This window comes from Bosea sp. 685, from assembly GCF_031884435.1.
Lineage (GTDB): Bacteria > Pseudomonadota > Alphaproteobacteria > Rhizobiales > Beijerinckiaceae > Allobosea.
Genome location: NZ_CP134779.1, coordinates 45345 through 58998 on the forward strand (window position 1 = coordinate 45345; position 13654 = coordinate 58998).

The window sequence follows — 13654 nt, forward strand, 5'->3', positions numbered from 1 at the left end:
GGGAAACCGAGCACATGAACATCCACGAATATCAGGGCAAGGCGGTTCTCAAGGAGTTCGGCGCGCCGGTCTCCGCCGGTTTTCCGGCGCTGACGGTCGCTGAGGCCGTCGAGGCCGCCAAGAAGCTGCCCGGACCGCTTTATGTGGTGAAGAGCCAGATCCACGCCGGCGGCCGCGGCAAGGGCAAGTTCAAGGAACTCGGCCCTGACGCCAAGGGCGGCGTGCGGCTGGCCAAGTCGGTCGCCGAGGTCGAGAGCCACGCCAAGGAAATGCTCGGCAACACGCTGGTGACCGCGCAGACCGGCGATGCCGGCAAGCAGGTCAACCGCCTCTATATCGAGGACGGCTCCGACATCGAGAAGGAGTTCTATCTTTCGGCCCTGGTCGACCGCGAGACCTCGCGCGTCGCCTTTGTGATTTCGACCGAAGGCGGCATGGACATCGAGGCTGTCGCCCATGACACGCCGGAGAAGATCGAGACCTTCTCGGTCGATCCCGCCACCGGCATCATGCCCCATCACGGCCGCAGCATGGCGCGGATCCTTGGCCTCTCCGGCGATCTCGCCAAGCAGGCCGGCACGGTGCTGGGCCAGATCTACACGGCGTTCGTGTCCAAGGACATGGACATGCTGGAGATCAACCCGCTGATCGTGACGACGCAGGGCCAGATCAAGTGCTTGGACGCCAAGATCTCGTTCGATTCGAACTCGCTCTACCGTCACCCCGAGATCGTGGCGTTGCGCGACACGAGCGAGGAGGACGACAAGGAGATCGAGGCTTCCAAGTACGACCTCGCCTATATCGCCCTCGACGGCACGATCGGCTGCATGGTCAACGGTGCGGGCCTCGCCATGGCGACGCTCGACATCATCAAGCTCTATGGCGAGGAGCCGGCGAACTTCCTCGATGTCGGCGGCGGCGCGACCGAAGAGAAGGTCACCGCGGCCTTCAAGATCATCACCGCCGACCCGCAGGTAAAGGGCATCCTGGTCAACATCTTCGGCGGCATCATGAAGTGCGACGTCATTGCGCGCGGCGTCATCGCGGCGGTGAAGGCGGTCGGCCTTCAGGTTCCGCTGGTGGTGCGCCTCGAGGGCACCAATGTGCAGGAAGGCAAGGACATCATCTCGTCCTCCGGCCTGAACGTTATTCCCGCCGATGATCTCGACGATGCCGCCCAGAAGATCGTGGCTGCGATCAAGAAGGCTTGAGGAGAAACCATGTCCATCCTGATCGACAAGAACACCAAGGTCATCTGCCAGGGCTTCACCGGCAAGAACGGCACCTTCCACTCCGAGCAGGCGATCGCCTATGGCACGCAGATGGTCGGCGGTACCTCGCCGGGCAAAGGCGGCGCGCTGCATCTGGGCCTGCCGGTCTTCGACACCGTCGCCGAAGCCCGTGACAAGACCGGCGCCACGGCGTCCGTCGTCTATGTGCCGCCTCCGGGCGCTGCGGACGCGATCTGCGAGGCGATCGACGCCGAGATCCCGCTGATCATCTGCATCACCGAGGGCATCCCGGTGCTCGACATGGTGCGTGTCAAGCGCTCGCTGTCGGGCTCCAAGTCGCGCCTGATCGGGCCGAACTGCCCTGGCGTCGTCACGGCGGGCGAAAGCAAGATCGGCATCATGCCGGCCAACATCTTCAAGCCGGGTTCGGTCGGCATCGTCTCGCGCTCGGGCACGCTGACCTATGAGGCGGTGTTCCAGACCACCCGCGAGGGCCTGGGCCAGACCACGGCCGTCGGCATCGGCGGCGACCCGGTCAAGGGCACCGAGTTCATCGACATGCTGGAGATGTTCCTGGCCGACGAGAAGACGACCTCGATCGTGATGATCGGCGAGATCGGCGGCTCGGCGGAAGAGGACGCGGCGCAGTTCATCAAGGACGAAGCCAAGCGCGGCCGAGCTAAGCCGATGGTCGGCTTCATCGCCGGTCGCACGGCGCCTCCGGGACGTCGCATGGGCCATGCCGGCGCGATCATCTCAGGCGGCAAGGGCGGCGCGGAAGACAAGATCGCGGCCATGGAAGCGGCCGGCATCCGGGTCTCGCCCTCGCCGGCGCGCCTTGGAAAGACCTTGGTCGACGTGTTGAAGGGCTGATCCGGACGGCGCGTCATGGTCGGGCTTGTCCCGACCATCTCGTGACCAACGGAACTCCCCGAGAGATGGTCGGCTCGAGGCCGGCCATGACGGCGAAATGAAGAGATGCTCGGGTCAAGCCCGAGCATGACGAAGCGGTAGGCAGGAAAAGGCAGGACAGACCATGGCTCGCCAGGACATCAACGAGGCTCTCGCCCAGACGGGTTTCCTCTATGGCGGCAACGCGGCCTATATCGAGGATCTCTACGCCCGCTATCAGGCCGATCCGAAATCGGTCGACGAGCAGTGGCAGGGTTTCTTCGCCGGGCTGAAGGATGAAGGCTCGGCCATCATCCAGAACGCCAAGGGCGCGTCCTGGACCAAGCCGAACTGGCCGGTCCATGCCAATGGCGAGCTGGTCTCGGCGCTCGACGGCAACTGGGCCGTGGTCGAGAAGGTCGTCTCCGACAAGCTCGGCGCCAAGGCCAAGGCCGCCGGCGCCGCCTTGAGCGCGTCTGACGTGCAGCAGGCGACGCGCGATTCCGTGCGCGCCATCATGCTGATCCGTGCCTACCGCATGCGCGGCCATCTCCACGCCAAGCTCGATCCGCTTGGCATCGAGCAGGCCCGCGATCCCGAGGAGTTCTCGCCGGCCGCCTTTGGTTTCACCGAGGCTGATCTCGACCGCAAGATCTTCATCGATAACGTGCTCGGCATGGAGTTCGCCACGATCCGCGAGATGACCGCGATCCTGCAGCGGACCTATTGCAGCACGGTCGGCATCGAGTTCATGCATATCTCCGATCCGGAGCAGAAGGCATGGCTGCAGGAGCGGATCGAGGGCCCCGACAAGGAGATCGCCTTCACCCGCGAGGGCAAGAAGGCGATCCTGAACAAGCTCGTCGAGGCCGAGGGCTTCGAGAAGTTCATCGACCTGAAATACACCGGCACCAAGCGTTTCGGCCTCGATGGGGCTGAATCGCTGATCCCGGCGCTGGAGCAGATCATCAAGCGCGGCGGCGCGCTCGGCGTGCGTGACATCGTCTTCGGCATGTCCCATCGCGGCCGCCTCAACGTGCTGACCCAGGTCCTGGGCAAGCCGCATCGCGCGCTCTTCCACGAGTTCAAGGGCGGCTCCTTCGCGCCTGACGACGTCGAGGGTTCGGGCGACGTCAAGTACCATCTCGGCGCCTCCAGCGACCGCGAGTTCGACGGCAACAATGTCCACGTCTCGCTGACCGCCAATCCGTCGCATCTGGAGATCGTCGACCCCGTCGTGCTCGGCAAGGTCCGCGCCAAGCAGGACCAGTTCGGCGATGTCGTCGAGCGCTCGAAGGTGCTGCCGCTCCTGCTGCATGGCGATGCCGCCTTCGCCGGCCAGGGCGTGGTGGCGGAATGCCTGGGCCTGTCCGGTCTGAAGGGCCATCGCACCGGCGGCTCCGTGCATTTCATCGTCAACAACCAGATCGGTTTCACGACCTATCCGCGCTATTCGCGCTCCTCGCCCTATCCGTCCGATGTGGCGAAGATGGTCGAGGCTCCGGTCTTCCATGTGAATGGCGACGATCCCGAAGCCGTCGTCTTCGCCGCCAAGATCGCGATCGAGTTCCGGCAGAAATTCCACAAGCCGGTCGTGGTCGACATGTTCTGCTATCGCCGCTTCGGCCATAATGAGGGCGACGAGCCGGGCTTCACCCAGCCGCTGATGTACCGCAAGATCCGCGGCCACAAGACGACGCTTGAGCTCTACTCCGCCAAGCTCGAGGCCGAGGGCGTGATCCAACCCGGTGAGGTCGACGAGGCGCGCGCTGCCTGGAAGGCCAAGCTCGAGATCGAGTTCGATGCGGGCCAGGCCTTCAAGCCGAACAAGGCCGACTGGCTCGATGGCCGCTGGGCCGGCATGAAGGCGATCCGCGCCGACGAGGACGATCCGCGTCGCGGCGCGACCGGCGTTCCCGCCGCCGTGCTCAAGGAGATCACCGAGAAGGTCACGGCGACTCCGCCCGGCTTCAACGTCCACAAGACGATCCAGCGCTTCCTCGACAACCGCCGCAAGGCGGTCGAGACCGGGCAGGGTATCGATTGGGCGACGGCGGAGGCGCTGGCCTTCGGCTCGCTGCTGCTCGACGGCAATCCGGTCCGGCTCTCGGGCCAGGATTGCGAGCGCGGCACCTTCAGCCAACGCCATTCCGTGCTGATCGACCAGGAGACCGAGGGTCGTCACACCTCGCTGAACCACATCCGCGAGGGTCAGTCGCGCTACGAGGTCATCAACTCGATGCTCTCGGAAGAGGCGGTGCTCGGCTTCGAATACGGCTACACGCTGTCGGAGCCGAATGCGCTGACCTGCTGGGAAGCGCAGTTCGGCGACTTCGCCAATGGCGCGCAGGTGCTGTTCGACCAGTTCATCTCGTCGGGCGAGCGCAAATGGCTGCGCATGTCGGGCCTCGTCTGCCTGCTGCCGCATGGCTATGAGGGCCAGGGGCCTGAGCATTCCTCGGCCCGCCTGGAGCGCTTCCTGCAGATGTGCGCGGAAGACAACATGCAGGTGGCGAACTGCTCGACGCCGGCGAGCTATTTCCACATCCTGCGCCGCCAGCTGAAGCGCGATTTCCGCAAGCCGCTGATCCTGATGACGCCGAAGTCGCTGCTGCGCCACAAGCGCTGCGTCTCCGACCTCGCCGAGCTCGCCGAGGGCTCGACCTTCCATCGCGTGCTGCATGACGATGCCGAGCGCGGCCGCTCGACCACCAAGCTGGTCAAGGACGCCAAGATCCGCCGCGTCGTGCTGTGCTCGGGCAAGGTCTATTTCGACCTGCTGGAGGAGCGCGAGAAGCGCGGTATCGAGGACGTCTATCTGATGCGCGTCGAGCAGCTCTATCCGTTCCCGCTGAAGTCGCTGGCGCAGGAGCTGGCGCGCTTCAAGGGCGCCGACGTGGTCTGGTGCCAGGAGGAGCCGAAGAACATGGGCTCCTGGACCTTCGTCGAGCCCTATCTCGAATGGGTGCTGGGCCATGCCGGGGTGAAGTCGAAGCGGCCGCGTTATGTCGGGCGCCCGGCTTCGGCGGCAACCGCGACCGGCCTGATGTCCAAGCACCTCGCACAGCTCAACGCGTTCCTGGACGAAGCCTTCGCGGCCTGACACCAGTAGCGCCCATCACGACACGCCAGACAAAGACACCAACAGAGGCCTGACATGGCGACCGAAATCCGCGTACCCACCCTCGGCGAATCCGTTTCCGAGGCCACGATCGGCAAGTGGTTCAAGAAGCCTGGCGACGCAGTGAAGGCCGACGAGCCTTTGGTCGAGCTGGAGACCGACAAGGTCACGCTCGAGGTCAACGCGCCGGCGGCCGGCGTGCTCGGCGAGATCGTCGCCAAGGAAGGCGACACGGTCGGCGTCAGCGCGCTGCTCGGCATGATCACGGCTGGCGACGGCAAGGCCGCCGCTCCGGCTCCTGCCGCGGCTGCTCCTGCTGCCGAGGCGTCCAAGCCTGCCGCCGCTGCTGCGCCTGTCGCCGCGACGAAGGCCGCCGATTCAGGCCCTGCCGTCAGCCGTCTCGCGGCCGAGAGCGGTGTCGACCCGGCGAATGTCGCAGCGACCGGCAAGGATGGCCGCGTCACCAAGGGCGACATGCTGGCGGCGATCGCAGCGGGGTCCGCGGCGCCGGCTCCTGCGCCTGCCGCCCCGGCTGCGCCGATCCAGCTTCGCGCCCCGTCGGCTCCCGACGATGCTTCGCGCGAAGAGCGCGTCAAGATGACCAAGCTACGCCAGACCATCGCGCGCCGCCTCAAGGAAGCTCAGTCGACGGCGGCGATGCTGACCACCTTCAACGAGGTGGACATGTCGGCGGTGATGGCGCTGCGCAACCAGTACAAGGACGTGTTTGAGAAGAAGCATGGCGTGAAGCTCGGCTTCATGGGCTTCTTCGTGAAGGCCTGCGTGCAGGCGCTGAAGGAGATCCCCTCCGTCAATGCCGAGATCGACGGCACCGACATCGTCTACAAGAACTATTACCACATCGCGGTCGCGGTCGGCACCGATAAGGGCCTGGTCGTGCCGGTGGTGCGCGACGCCGACCAGCTCTCGATCGCGGGTGTCGAGAAGGCGATCGGCGTGCTCGGCAAGAAGGCGCGCGACGGCGCCCTCAAGATCGAGGACATGCAGGGCGGCACCTTCACCATCTCGAATGGCGGCGTCTACGGCTCGCTGATGTCGACGCCGATTCTGAACGCGCCGCAATCGGCGATCCTGGGCATGCACAAGATCCAGGAGCGCCCGATGGTCGTCGGCGGCCAGATCGTGGCGCGCCCGATGATGTATCTGGCGGTCTCCTACGACCACCGCATCATCGACGGCAAGGAGGCTGTGACCTTCCTCGTCCGCATCAAGGAAGCGCTGGAGGATCCGGCGCGTCTCGTGCTGGATCTCTGAGGACCTTTGCCATGCGGGATGGCGCAGCGATGGCGATCCTGATCGTCGCGAGCGTCATTCTGCTGCTGCTTTATCTCGCCGTGCAGGTGAGGTCCGTTACCCGCGAACGGGGCTCGGCCTGGAACACCGGGGCGCGCGACGAGGGCAGTCAGCCCATCGGGGTTTTCGCGGGGCGGGCCGACCGGGCCTTCCGCAATTATCTCGAAACATTCCCCGCCTTCGGGCTTCTGGCGCTGCTGCTGATCGTCTTGCAGCGCGCGGATGGAATTGGCGTCGCCGGCGCGTTGCTCTGGCTGGCGGCACGCGTGATCTACCTGCCTCTCTACCTCGCCGGCGTGCCCTATCTACGCACCGCGGTCTGGATCGCATCCATCGTCGGACTCCTGCTGATGGCGGTCCGTGCGGTCAGCTGAACTGGAAGGAGACGTTCATGTCCTCCGTCACGGATAGGCTCGCGCGCTGCGCGCCGCTGCTCCTTTCCCGATCCCTCGCCTGAATCCATCGAGAGAAATTAAATGTCCTACGATCTCGTCGTCATCGGAACCGGCCCCGGCGGCTATGTCGCAGCCATTCGCGCCGCCCAGCTCGGCCTCAAGGTCGCCGTGGTGGAGAAGCGCAAGACCCATGGCGGCACCTGTCTGAATGTCGGCTGCATCCCCTCCAAGGCGCTGCTGCATGCCTCCGAGATGTTCGAGGAGGCGAGCCACACCTTCCCGAGCCTCGGCGTCGTCGTCGGCACGCCCAAGCTCGATCTCAAGCAGATGCTGGTCCACAAGCAGGAGACGGTCGACGCCAACGTCAACGGCGTCGCCTTCCTTCTGAAGAAGAACAAGATCGAGCCCTTCCACGGCACGGCCTCGATCCCGGCGGCCGGCAAGGTCGTCGTCACCGCCGAGGACGGCAAGACGCAGGAACTCGAGACCAAGGCCATCGTCATCGCGACAGGCTCGGAATCCACCAACCTGCCGGGCGTGAGCGTCGATGAGAAGGCCGTCGTGACCTCGACCGGCGCGCTTGAGCTGACCGCGGTTCCCAAGGAATTGGTCGTGGTCGGTGCCGGCGTGATCGGGCTCGAGATTGGCTCGGTCTGGAGCCGTCTCGGCGCCAAGGTCACCGTGGTCGAGTATCTCGACCGCATCCTGCCCGGCATGGATGGCGAGATCGCCAAGCAGTTCCAGCGCATCCTGGAGAAGCAGGGCTTCACCTTCCAGCTCAGCGCCAAGGTCACCAAGGTCGAGACGGCCAAGAAGGGTGCGACCGTCACGGTCGAGCCCGCGGCGGGCGGCGAGGCCAAGACACTTTCGGCCGATATCGTGCTGGTCGCGATCGGCCGCCGCCCGAACACCGACGGGCTCGGCCTGGAAGCGGCCGGCGTCGCGACCGAGCGTGGCCGCGTCATCATCGACGATCATTTCAAGACCAATGTCGCCGGCATCTACGCCATCGGCGACGTGGTGCGCGGCCCGATGCTCGCCCATAAGGCCGAGGATGAGGGCATGGCGGTTGCCGAGATCATTGCCGGCAAGGCCGGCCATGTGAATTACGATGCCATTCCCGGCATCGTCTACACGGCTCCCGAGGTCGCCGCGATCGGCAAGACCGAGGAAGAGCTCAAGGCCGCGGGCGTCGCCTACAAGGTCGGCAAGTTCCCCTTCACGGCCAATGGCCGGGCGCGCGCCATGCGCCATACCGAGGGTTTCGTGAAGTTCCTGGCGGATGCCGCGACCGACCGCGTGCTCGGCTGCCACATCATCGGCCCCCATGCCGGCGACCTGATCGCCGAGGTCACGGTGCTGATGGAGTTCGGCGGCTCGGCCGAGGACCTCGCCCGCACCTGCCATGCGCATCCGACGCTGGCCGAGGCGGTCAAGGAAGCCGCCCTCGCCGTGGACAAGCGTCAGATCCATATGTGAGGGGCGGTGGTCATTCGCTTCCGGCCCTGTTTGGTGTAAAATATGGGCATGAACCGTGATCGAGCCACCGCCGAATTGGTCTGCCGTGCCAAAACCTTGCGCGATCGTGGCGCACAGGCTGCGTTCGTCTATGGCTCGACTGCTCGCAACGAGGCGAGAGACGACAGCGACATCGATATTTTCATCGACATCGAGCCCGGCCGGAAATTCTCTCTGCTCGATCTCGTGGGAATGCAGCGCTTTCTTACGGAGGAACTCGGCGTTGCCGTCGATCTGACGACGCGATCGAGCCTGCATCCCAAGCTCCGGGCGCAGATCGAACGGGAAGCGATCCGAGTCTTCTGATGGCGCGTCGAAGCGACGTCGTCATCGAGGAGATTCTCGACGCAATCATGCTCATTGAGCAGGAGCTTGTCGGCCATACCCAAGCATCCTTTGCGACAGCGCTCTTTCTGCAGCGGGGAACGGAGCGGTCGCTCGAGATCATTTCCGAAGCCGTGCGCCATCTTCCGGACGCACTGCTTGAAATGCGACCGGAGATTGCTTGGAGTGACGTCCGCTCGATCGGTAACAGGATCAGGCATGAGTATTGGCGCGTCGACCCGGCGCTGATCTGGTCAATTGTTATGGACGACCTGCCCGCTCTACGCGCCGCGGTCGAGGATCTGCTCCGGCGCTCGCGCGCCTGAGACTTATCCCCGCCTTGCCCTGAACGCCGTCAGCGTGTTGCGCAGCAGGCAGGCGATCGTCATCGGGCCGACACCGCCGGGCACCGGGGTGATCGCGCCGGCGACGCTGATCGCTTCGGCGAAATCGACATCGCCGACCAGCTTGCCGTCGGGCGTGCGGTTGATGCCGACATCGATCACGGTCGCGCCGGGCTTGATCCAGTCGCCCCTGACGAAATGCGGCCGGCCGACCGCGGCCACCACGATATCGGCGCGGCGCACCACGGCGGCGAGGTCGCGCGTGCGGGAATGGGCGATCGTCACCGTGCAATCGGCCTGCAGCAGCAATTGCGCCACGGGGCGGCCGACGAGCTCGGAACGGCCGATCACGACGGCCTCCAGCCCCGCAAGCGTCGGCAGCACCTGCCGCAGCAGCAGCATGCAGCCGAGCGGCGTGCAGGGCACGAGGCCGTTCTTGCCGCCGGCGAGCTTGCCGGCATTGATTGGGTGCAGGCCGTCGACATCCTTGGCGGGGTCGATGGCATCGATGATCGTGCCGGTGTCGATATGCTTGGGCAGCGGCAATTGCACCAGGATGCCGTCGACCGCATCGTCGGCGTTCAGGCTGGCGATCTTGGCCAGGAGTTCGGCTTCGCTGGTCTCCGTGGGCAGGCGATGTGCGACCGAGTTCATGCCGATCTCGGCGGCGAGCTTTTCCTTCGAGGCGACATAGACCCGGCTTGCCGGATCCTCGCCGACGAGCACGACATGCAGGCCGGGAACGAGGCCACGCTCCGCCTTGATCGCCGTGACCTCGCGGCCGATCTCGGCCCTGAGCGCGGCGGCCGCCGCCTTGCCATCGATGATGCGCGCCTGATCCGGCATGGTCTGACAATCCTCGTCTCGTCCGCGAGCCGTTCTCATGCGCGATCGGCCCGGCGGCGACAAGCCCGGATGCGACGCCGGCTTGGTTGCACGCGTCATCGCGGGCCGGTATCGATCGCTGTGTCGGGATGCAAGGCCGTGCGGGAGAGGTGACGACGTGACCAGCGGTTTTGCTTGCCTGCCCAGCACAGCCTCCTTTCGCCTGAGCAATGCCCGCGCGCCGCTCTGCCTGCTCGACGGCGCTTCGTTCGCGGCCGATCGCGACGGGCTGGCAAAGGTCGATATCGGCATCGAGCATGGCCGTATCGCCTCGATCCTGCCGGCGGGAACCGAACCGCTGGAGGCAGGCGCAAGCTTCGATCTCGATGGCGGCATCGTGCTGCCACGCCTCGTCGACTGCCATGTCCATCTCGACAAGGGCCATATCTGGCCGCGCCGGCGCAACCCGGACGGCAGCTTCATGGGCGCGTTGAGCAATGTCCTGATCGACCGCGAGGCAAACTGGTCGGCGGTGGACGTGCGGACCCGGATGGAGTTCGGCCTGCGTTGCGCGCTCAGTCATGGCACGGCGGCGATGCGGACGCATCTCGACTCGCTCGGCAAGCAGATCGGCATCTCCTGGCCGGTCTTCGCCGAACTCAGGGCGGAATGGGCCGGTCGCATCGCGCTGCAGGCATCGCCGCTGTTCGGCATCCAGCTCGCGCTCGAGCCCGAGCATATGCGGGCGGTGACGGCAGCCGTGAAGACGCATGGCGACGGCATCTTCGGCTGCGTCAGCTATATGATCCCGCAGCTCGATGCTGCGCTCGACATCGTCTTCCGCACGGCGATCGAGAACGGCTTCGACCTCGATTTCCATGTCGACGAGACCAATGACCCTGAGGCGCGTTCGCTGGAGAACATCGCGGATGCCGCGATCCGCCATGGCTTCACCGGGAAGATCCTGTGCGGGCATTGCTGCTCGCTTGCCGTGCAGCAGCCCGATGACGAGGCGCGCATCATCGCCAAGGTCAAGGAGGCGGGGATCAGCGTGGTCTCGCTGCCGATGTGCAACATGTATTTGCAGGACCGTGCAGTCGGCCGCACGCCGCGCTGGCGCGGGGTCACGGCGCTGCATGAATTGAAGGCGGCGGGCGTGCCGGTGATGATCGCCTCCGACAACACCCGCGACCCGTTCTATGCCTATGGCGACCTCGACCTGATCGAGGTGCTGCGCGAAGGCACGCGCATCCTCCAGTTCGATCACTCCGGAACCGATTGGGCGAATGCGGTGGCGCGGACGCCGGCCGCGATCATGGGCGCGACTGGCGCCGGCGTGCTCTCGCCCGGCGGAGCGGCCGACCTGATCCTGACCCGCGCCCGCGACTGGACCGAGTTCTTCGCCCGTCCGCAGACCGACCGGACCGTGCTGGTACAAGGCCGCGCGATCGACACGACGCTGCCGGACCATCGCGAGCTCGATCATCTGATGGGGAGCGCGCATTCGTGATGCCGTGCCGTTTGTCTCTCCCGCGCCGTCATCCCGGGCTTGTCCCGGGATCCATCGGAGGCCGCTCCGCTCTACGATGGATCCCGGAGCTCCGCTTCGCTGCGTCCGGGATGACGATGCGGGTTTGGGTCGGTCAGAGTCAGGCTGAGTGGGGCAAGAGCGCATGACCGCCCGCTACGACATCGCCGGGTTGAAGGCCCGCCTCGGCGGCATCCGCAGCGAGGACAACCCGGCGCTGGTGAAGCAGAAGAGCCGCGACTTCTTCTGGTACTCACCGGTGCTGAAGCGCCAGCTCGACCATGTCACGGCCGACATCGTGGTGTCCCCGACAAGCGAGGCGGAGGTGCTGGAGGTGCTTGCCGCCGCGCATGTGCTGGGCATTCCGGTGACGCCGCGTGGCACGGGGACGGGCAATTACGGCCAGGCCATGCCGCTCTCGGGCGGCGTGCTGCTCGATCTCTCCGGCTTCAACAAGGTCAAGGCGATCGCACCCGGTCGCTATATCGCCGAGCCCGGTGCGATCATGGCGCGGATCGATGACGAGACGCGCAAGCATTCGCGCCAGGAACTCAGGCTCCACCCCTCGACGTACCAGACCGCCTCGATCGGCGGCTTCATCGCCGGCGGTTCGGGTGGCGTCGGCTCGATCAAATGGGGCGGATTGCGCGACTGGGGGAACATTATCGCGCTCAAGGTTGCGACGATGGAGGCCTCTCCGCGCATTCTGGAGCTGAGCGGCGAGGATCTGCACAAGGTTGCCCATGCCTATGGCACCAACGGCATCATCACCGAGGTCGAGATGCCATTGGCGCCGGCTTACGACTGGGTCGATGTCATCCTCGGCTTCGGTAGCTTGCGAGCCGCGACGGAGTTCGCCAATGATCTGGGCGAGCAGGACGGGCTGGCGCTGAAGAACCTTGCCGTCGTCGCTGCGCCGGCTCCCCATGATTATTTCCTGCGGCACAGGAAATTCCTGCCGCGCGACAGCCATCTCGTCATCGTCATGGCCGCCGATTTCGCGGTCGACTCGCTGCTGGCTTATGCGAGGCGGTTCAAGGGCGCCGAACTGCTGATGCGTTCGGACAGGCTCTCCCCGGAGGAGGCGAAGGGCCTGCCGCCCGCCTATGAGCTCGGCTGGAACCACACCACGCTCAGGGCGCTGCGCGTCGATCCCGCCATCACCTATCTCCAGGTGCTCTACCCGTTCCCGAACCAGATCGAGCTGGTCGAGGCGATCCATGCGCGTTTCGGCGATGAAGTGCTCTGCCATCTTGAATTCGTCCGCTTCGACGGCAAGATCACCTGCTTTGGACTGCCATTGGTGCGCTTCACCACGGAAGAGCGGCTGGAGGAGATCATGGCGATCCATGAGGCGATGGGCGCGCCAATCTTCAACCCGCATCGCTACACGCTGGAGGAGGGCGGCATGAAGCAGACCGACGAGGCCCAGCTCGCCTTCAAGCGCAAGGCCGATCCGCAAGGGCTGCTCAACCCTGGCAAGATGATCGCCTGGGAAGACCCGGCTTACGACTACGCTTCAGGCAAGACCTTCCTGTTCCGCAGCCTCTCCGAAGCGGGGGTGGGCTGACGATGCGCGTGCTCGTGCTCTACGCCCATCCCGATCCGGAGAGCTATGGCGCGGCGCTGCACGAGACGGTGGTGGCGAGCTTGCGTTCGGTGGGGCACGAGGTCGACGATTGCGATCTCTATGCCGAAGGTTTTGACGCCGTGCTGAGCCGGGCCGAGCGCGTGGGCTATCATGACCTCGCCAGCAATACGCGTCCCGTTGCCGGCTATGTCGAGCGGCTGCAAAAGGCCGAGGCGCTGGTGCTGTGCTTTCCGGTCTGGAATTTCGGCTATCCGGCGATCCTGAAGGGGTTCTTCGACCGGGTCTTCCTGCCCGGCATCTCGTTCAGATTGGTCGACGGCAAGGTCAGGCCCAATCTCTGGAACATCCGCAAGCTTGCGGTGGTGACGACCTATGGCGGCACGCGCTGGCGCGCGCTGCTGATGGGCGATCCGCCGCGCAAGTTGGTCAATCGGGTGCTGCGCGCGGTCTGCCACCCCAGCGCGCGGCCGCGCTATCTGGCGCATTACGACATGAACCGCGCCACGCCGGAGACCCGTAGGGCATTTTTAGACCGGGTTCGTGCTAATATCCTCCAGCTGTGAAGTATCTG

12 protein-coding genes are annotated in these 13654 nt (G+C 65.4%); 11 read left to right on the forward strand and 1 reads right to left on the reverse strand.

Annotation, left to right across the window (positions count from 1 at the left end):
* Positions 1-14 precede the first annotated feature (14 nt).
* From sucC to RMR04_RS01290, 8 genes are all read left to right on the forward strand, one after another.
* A complete protein-coding gene (sucC, locus tag RMR04_RS01255) occupies positions 15-1211 on the forward strand; it encodes an ADP-forming succinate--CoA ligase subunit beta (RefSeq protein ID WP_311912563.1) in 1197 nt (398 codons plus the stop codon).
* A gap of 9 nt (positions 1212-1220) precedes the next feature.
* Positions 1221-2105, forward strand: coding sequence for a succinate--CoA ligase subunit alpha (sucD, locus tag RMR04_RS01260; protein WP_311912564.1), 885 nt, complete (start codon positions 1221-1223; stop codon positions 2103-2105).
* A 163-nt stretch (positions 2106-2268) separates the two neighbouring features.
* On the forward strand, positions 2269-5226 hold the full coding sequence (locus RMR04_RS01265) for a 2-oxoglutarate dehydrogenase E1 component (RefSeq protein WP_311912565.1): 2958 nt from the start codon (positions 2269-2271) through the stop codon (positions 5224-5226).
* A gap of 54 nt (positions 5227-5280) precedes the next feature.
* Positions 5281-6519 (forward strand): 2-oxoglutarate dehydrogenase complex dihydrolipoyllysine-residue succinyltransferase, encoded by a 1239-nt coding sequence (gene odhB / locus RMR04_RS01270; protein ID WP_311912566.1) that lies wholly within the window; start codon positions 5281-5283, stop codon positions 6517-6519.
* 29 nt (positions 6520-6548) lie between these two features.
* Entirely contained in the window at positions 6549-6932 is a 384-nt protein-coding gene (locus tag RMR04_RS01275; protein ID WP_311912567.1) for an MAPEG family protein, read from the forward strand.
* 102 nt (positions 6933-7034) lie between these two features.
* Positions 7035-8432 carry a dihydrolipoyl dehydrogenase gene (lpdA, locus tag RMR04_RS01280; RefSeq protein ID WP_311912568.1) on the forward strand — a complete coding sequence of 466 codons (1398 nt, stop codon included), beginning with the start codon at positions 7035-7037 and terminating at the stop codon, positions 8430-8432.
* Positions 8433-8480: 48 nt separating this feature from the next.
* Positions 8481-8777, forward strand: a complete 297-nt coding sequence (locus RMR04_RS01285; protein WP_311912569.1) for a nucleotidyltransferase family protein — start codon at positions 8481-8483, stop codon at positions 8775-8777.
* Positions 8777-9121, forward strand: a complete 345-nt coding sequence (locus RMR04_RS01290; protein WP_311912570.1) for a HepT-like ribonuclease domain-containing protein — start codon at positions 8777-8779, stop codon at positions 9119-9121. The genes RMR04_RS01285 and RMR04_RS01290 overlap by 1 nt, the downstream gene beginning before the upstream one ends.
* A 3-nt stretch (positions 9122-9124) precedes the next feature.
* On the opposite strand, the gene folD is transcribed toward RMR04_RS01290, so the two are convergent.
* Positions 9125-9985, reverse strand: coding sequence for a bifunctional methylenetetrahydrofolate dehydrogenase/methenyltetrahydrofolate cyclohydrolase FolD (gene folD, locus RMR04_RS01295; protein WP_311912571.1), 861 nt, complete (start codon positions 9983-9985; stop codon positions 9125-9127).
* Positions 9986-10142: 157 nt separating this feature from the next.
* Here folD and RMR04_RS01300 point away from each other — a divergent pair, with 157 nt between their 5' ends.
* The 3 genes from RMR04_RS01300 to RMR04_RS01310 all read left to right on the forward strand — a co-directional run bounded on the left by RMR04_RS01300 (position 10143) and on the right by RMR04_RS01310 (position 13646).
* Complete coding sequence (locus RMR04_RS01300; RefSeq protein ID WP_311912572.1) at positions 10143-11474, forward strand: cytosine deaminase; 1332 nt, start codon at positions 10143-10145, stop codon at positions 11472-11474.
* 163 nt (positions 11475-11637) lie between these two features.
* Positions 11638-13062 carry an FAD-binding oxidoreductase gene (locus tag RMR04_RS01305; RefSeq protein ID WP_311912573.1) on the forward strand — a complete coding sequence of 475 codons (1425 nt, stop codon included), beginning with the start codon at positions 11638-11640 and terminating at the stop codon, positions 13060-13062.
* Positions 13063-13064: 2 nt separating this feature from the next.
* On the forward strand, positions 13065-13646 hold the full coding sequence (locus RMR04_RS01310; protein WP_311912574.1) for an NAD(P)H-dependent oxidoreductase: 582 nt from the start codon (positions 13065-13067) through the stop codon (positions 13644-13646).
* Positions 13647-13654: the final 8 nt, after the last annotated feature.

Coding starts and splice junctions, on each gene's coding strand:
- sucC (WP_311912563.1), top strand. CDS start 15: ATGAACATCCACGAATATCAGGGCAAGGCGGTTCTCAAGGAGTTCGGC.
- sucD (WP_311912564.1), top strand. CDS start 1,221: ATGTCCATCCTGATCGACAAGAACACCAAGGTCATCTGCCAGGGCTTC.
- RMR04_RS01265 (WP_311912565.1), top strand. CDS start 2,269: ATGGCTCGCCAGGACATCAACGAGGCTCTCGCCCAGACGGGTTTCCTC.
- odhB (WP_311912566.1), top strand. CDS start 5,281: ATGGCGACCGAAATCCGCGTACCCACCCTCGGCGAATCCGTTTCCGAG.
- RMR04_RS01275 (WP_311912567.1), top strand. CDS start 6,549: ATGGCGATCCTGATCGTCGCGAGCGTCATTCTGCTGCTGCTTTATCTC.
- lpdA (WP_311912568.1), top strand. CDS start 7,035: ATGTCCTACGATCTCGTCGTCATCGGAACCGGCCCCGGCGGCTATGTC.
- RMR04_RS01285 (WP_311912569.1), top strand. CDS start 8,481: ATGAACCGTGATCGAGCCACCGCCGAATTGGTCTGCCGTGCCAAAACC.
- RMR04_RS01290 (WP_311912570.1), top strand. CDS start 8,777: ATGGCGCGTCGAAGCGACGTCGTCATCGAGGAGATTCTCGACGCAATC.
- folD (WP_311912571.1), bottom strand. CDS start 9,985: ATGCCGGATCAGGCGCGCATCATCGATGGCAAGGCGGCGGCCGCCGCG.
- RMR04_RS01305 (WP_311912573.1), top strand. CDS start 11,638: ATGACCGCCCGCTACGACATCGCCGGGTTGAAGGCCCGCCTCGGCGGC.
- RMR04_RS01310 (WP_311912574.1), top strand. CDS start 13,065: ATGCGCGTGCTCGTGCTCTACGCCCATCCCGATCCGGAGAGCTATGGC.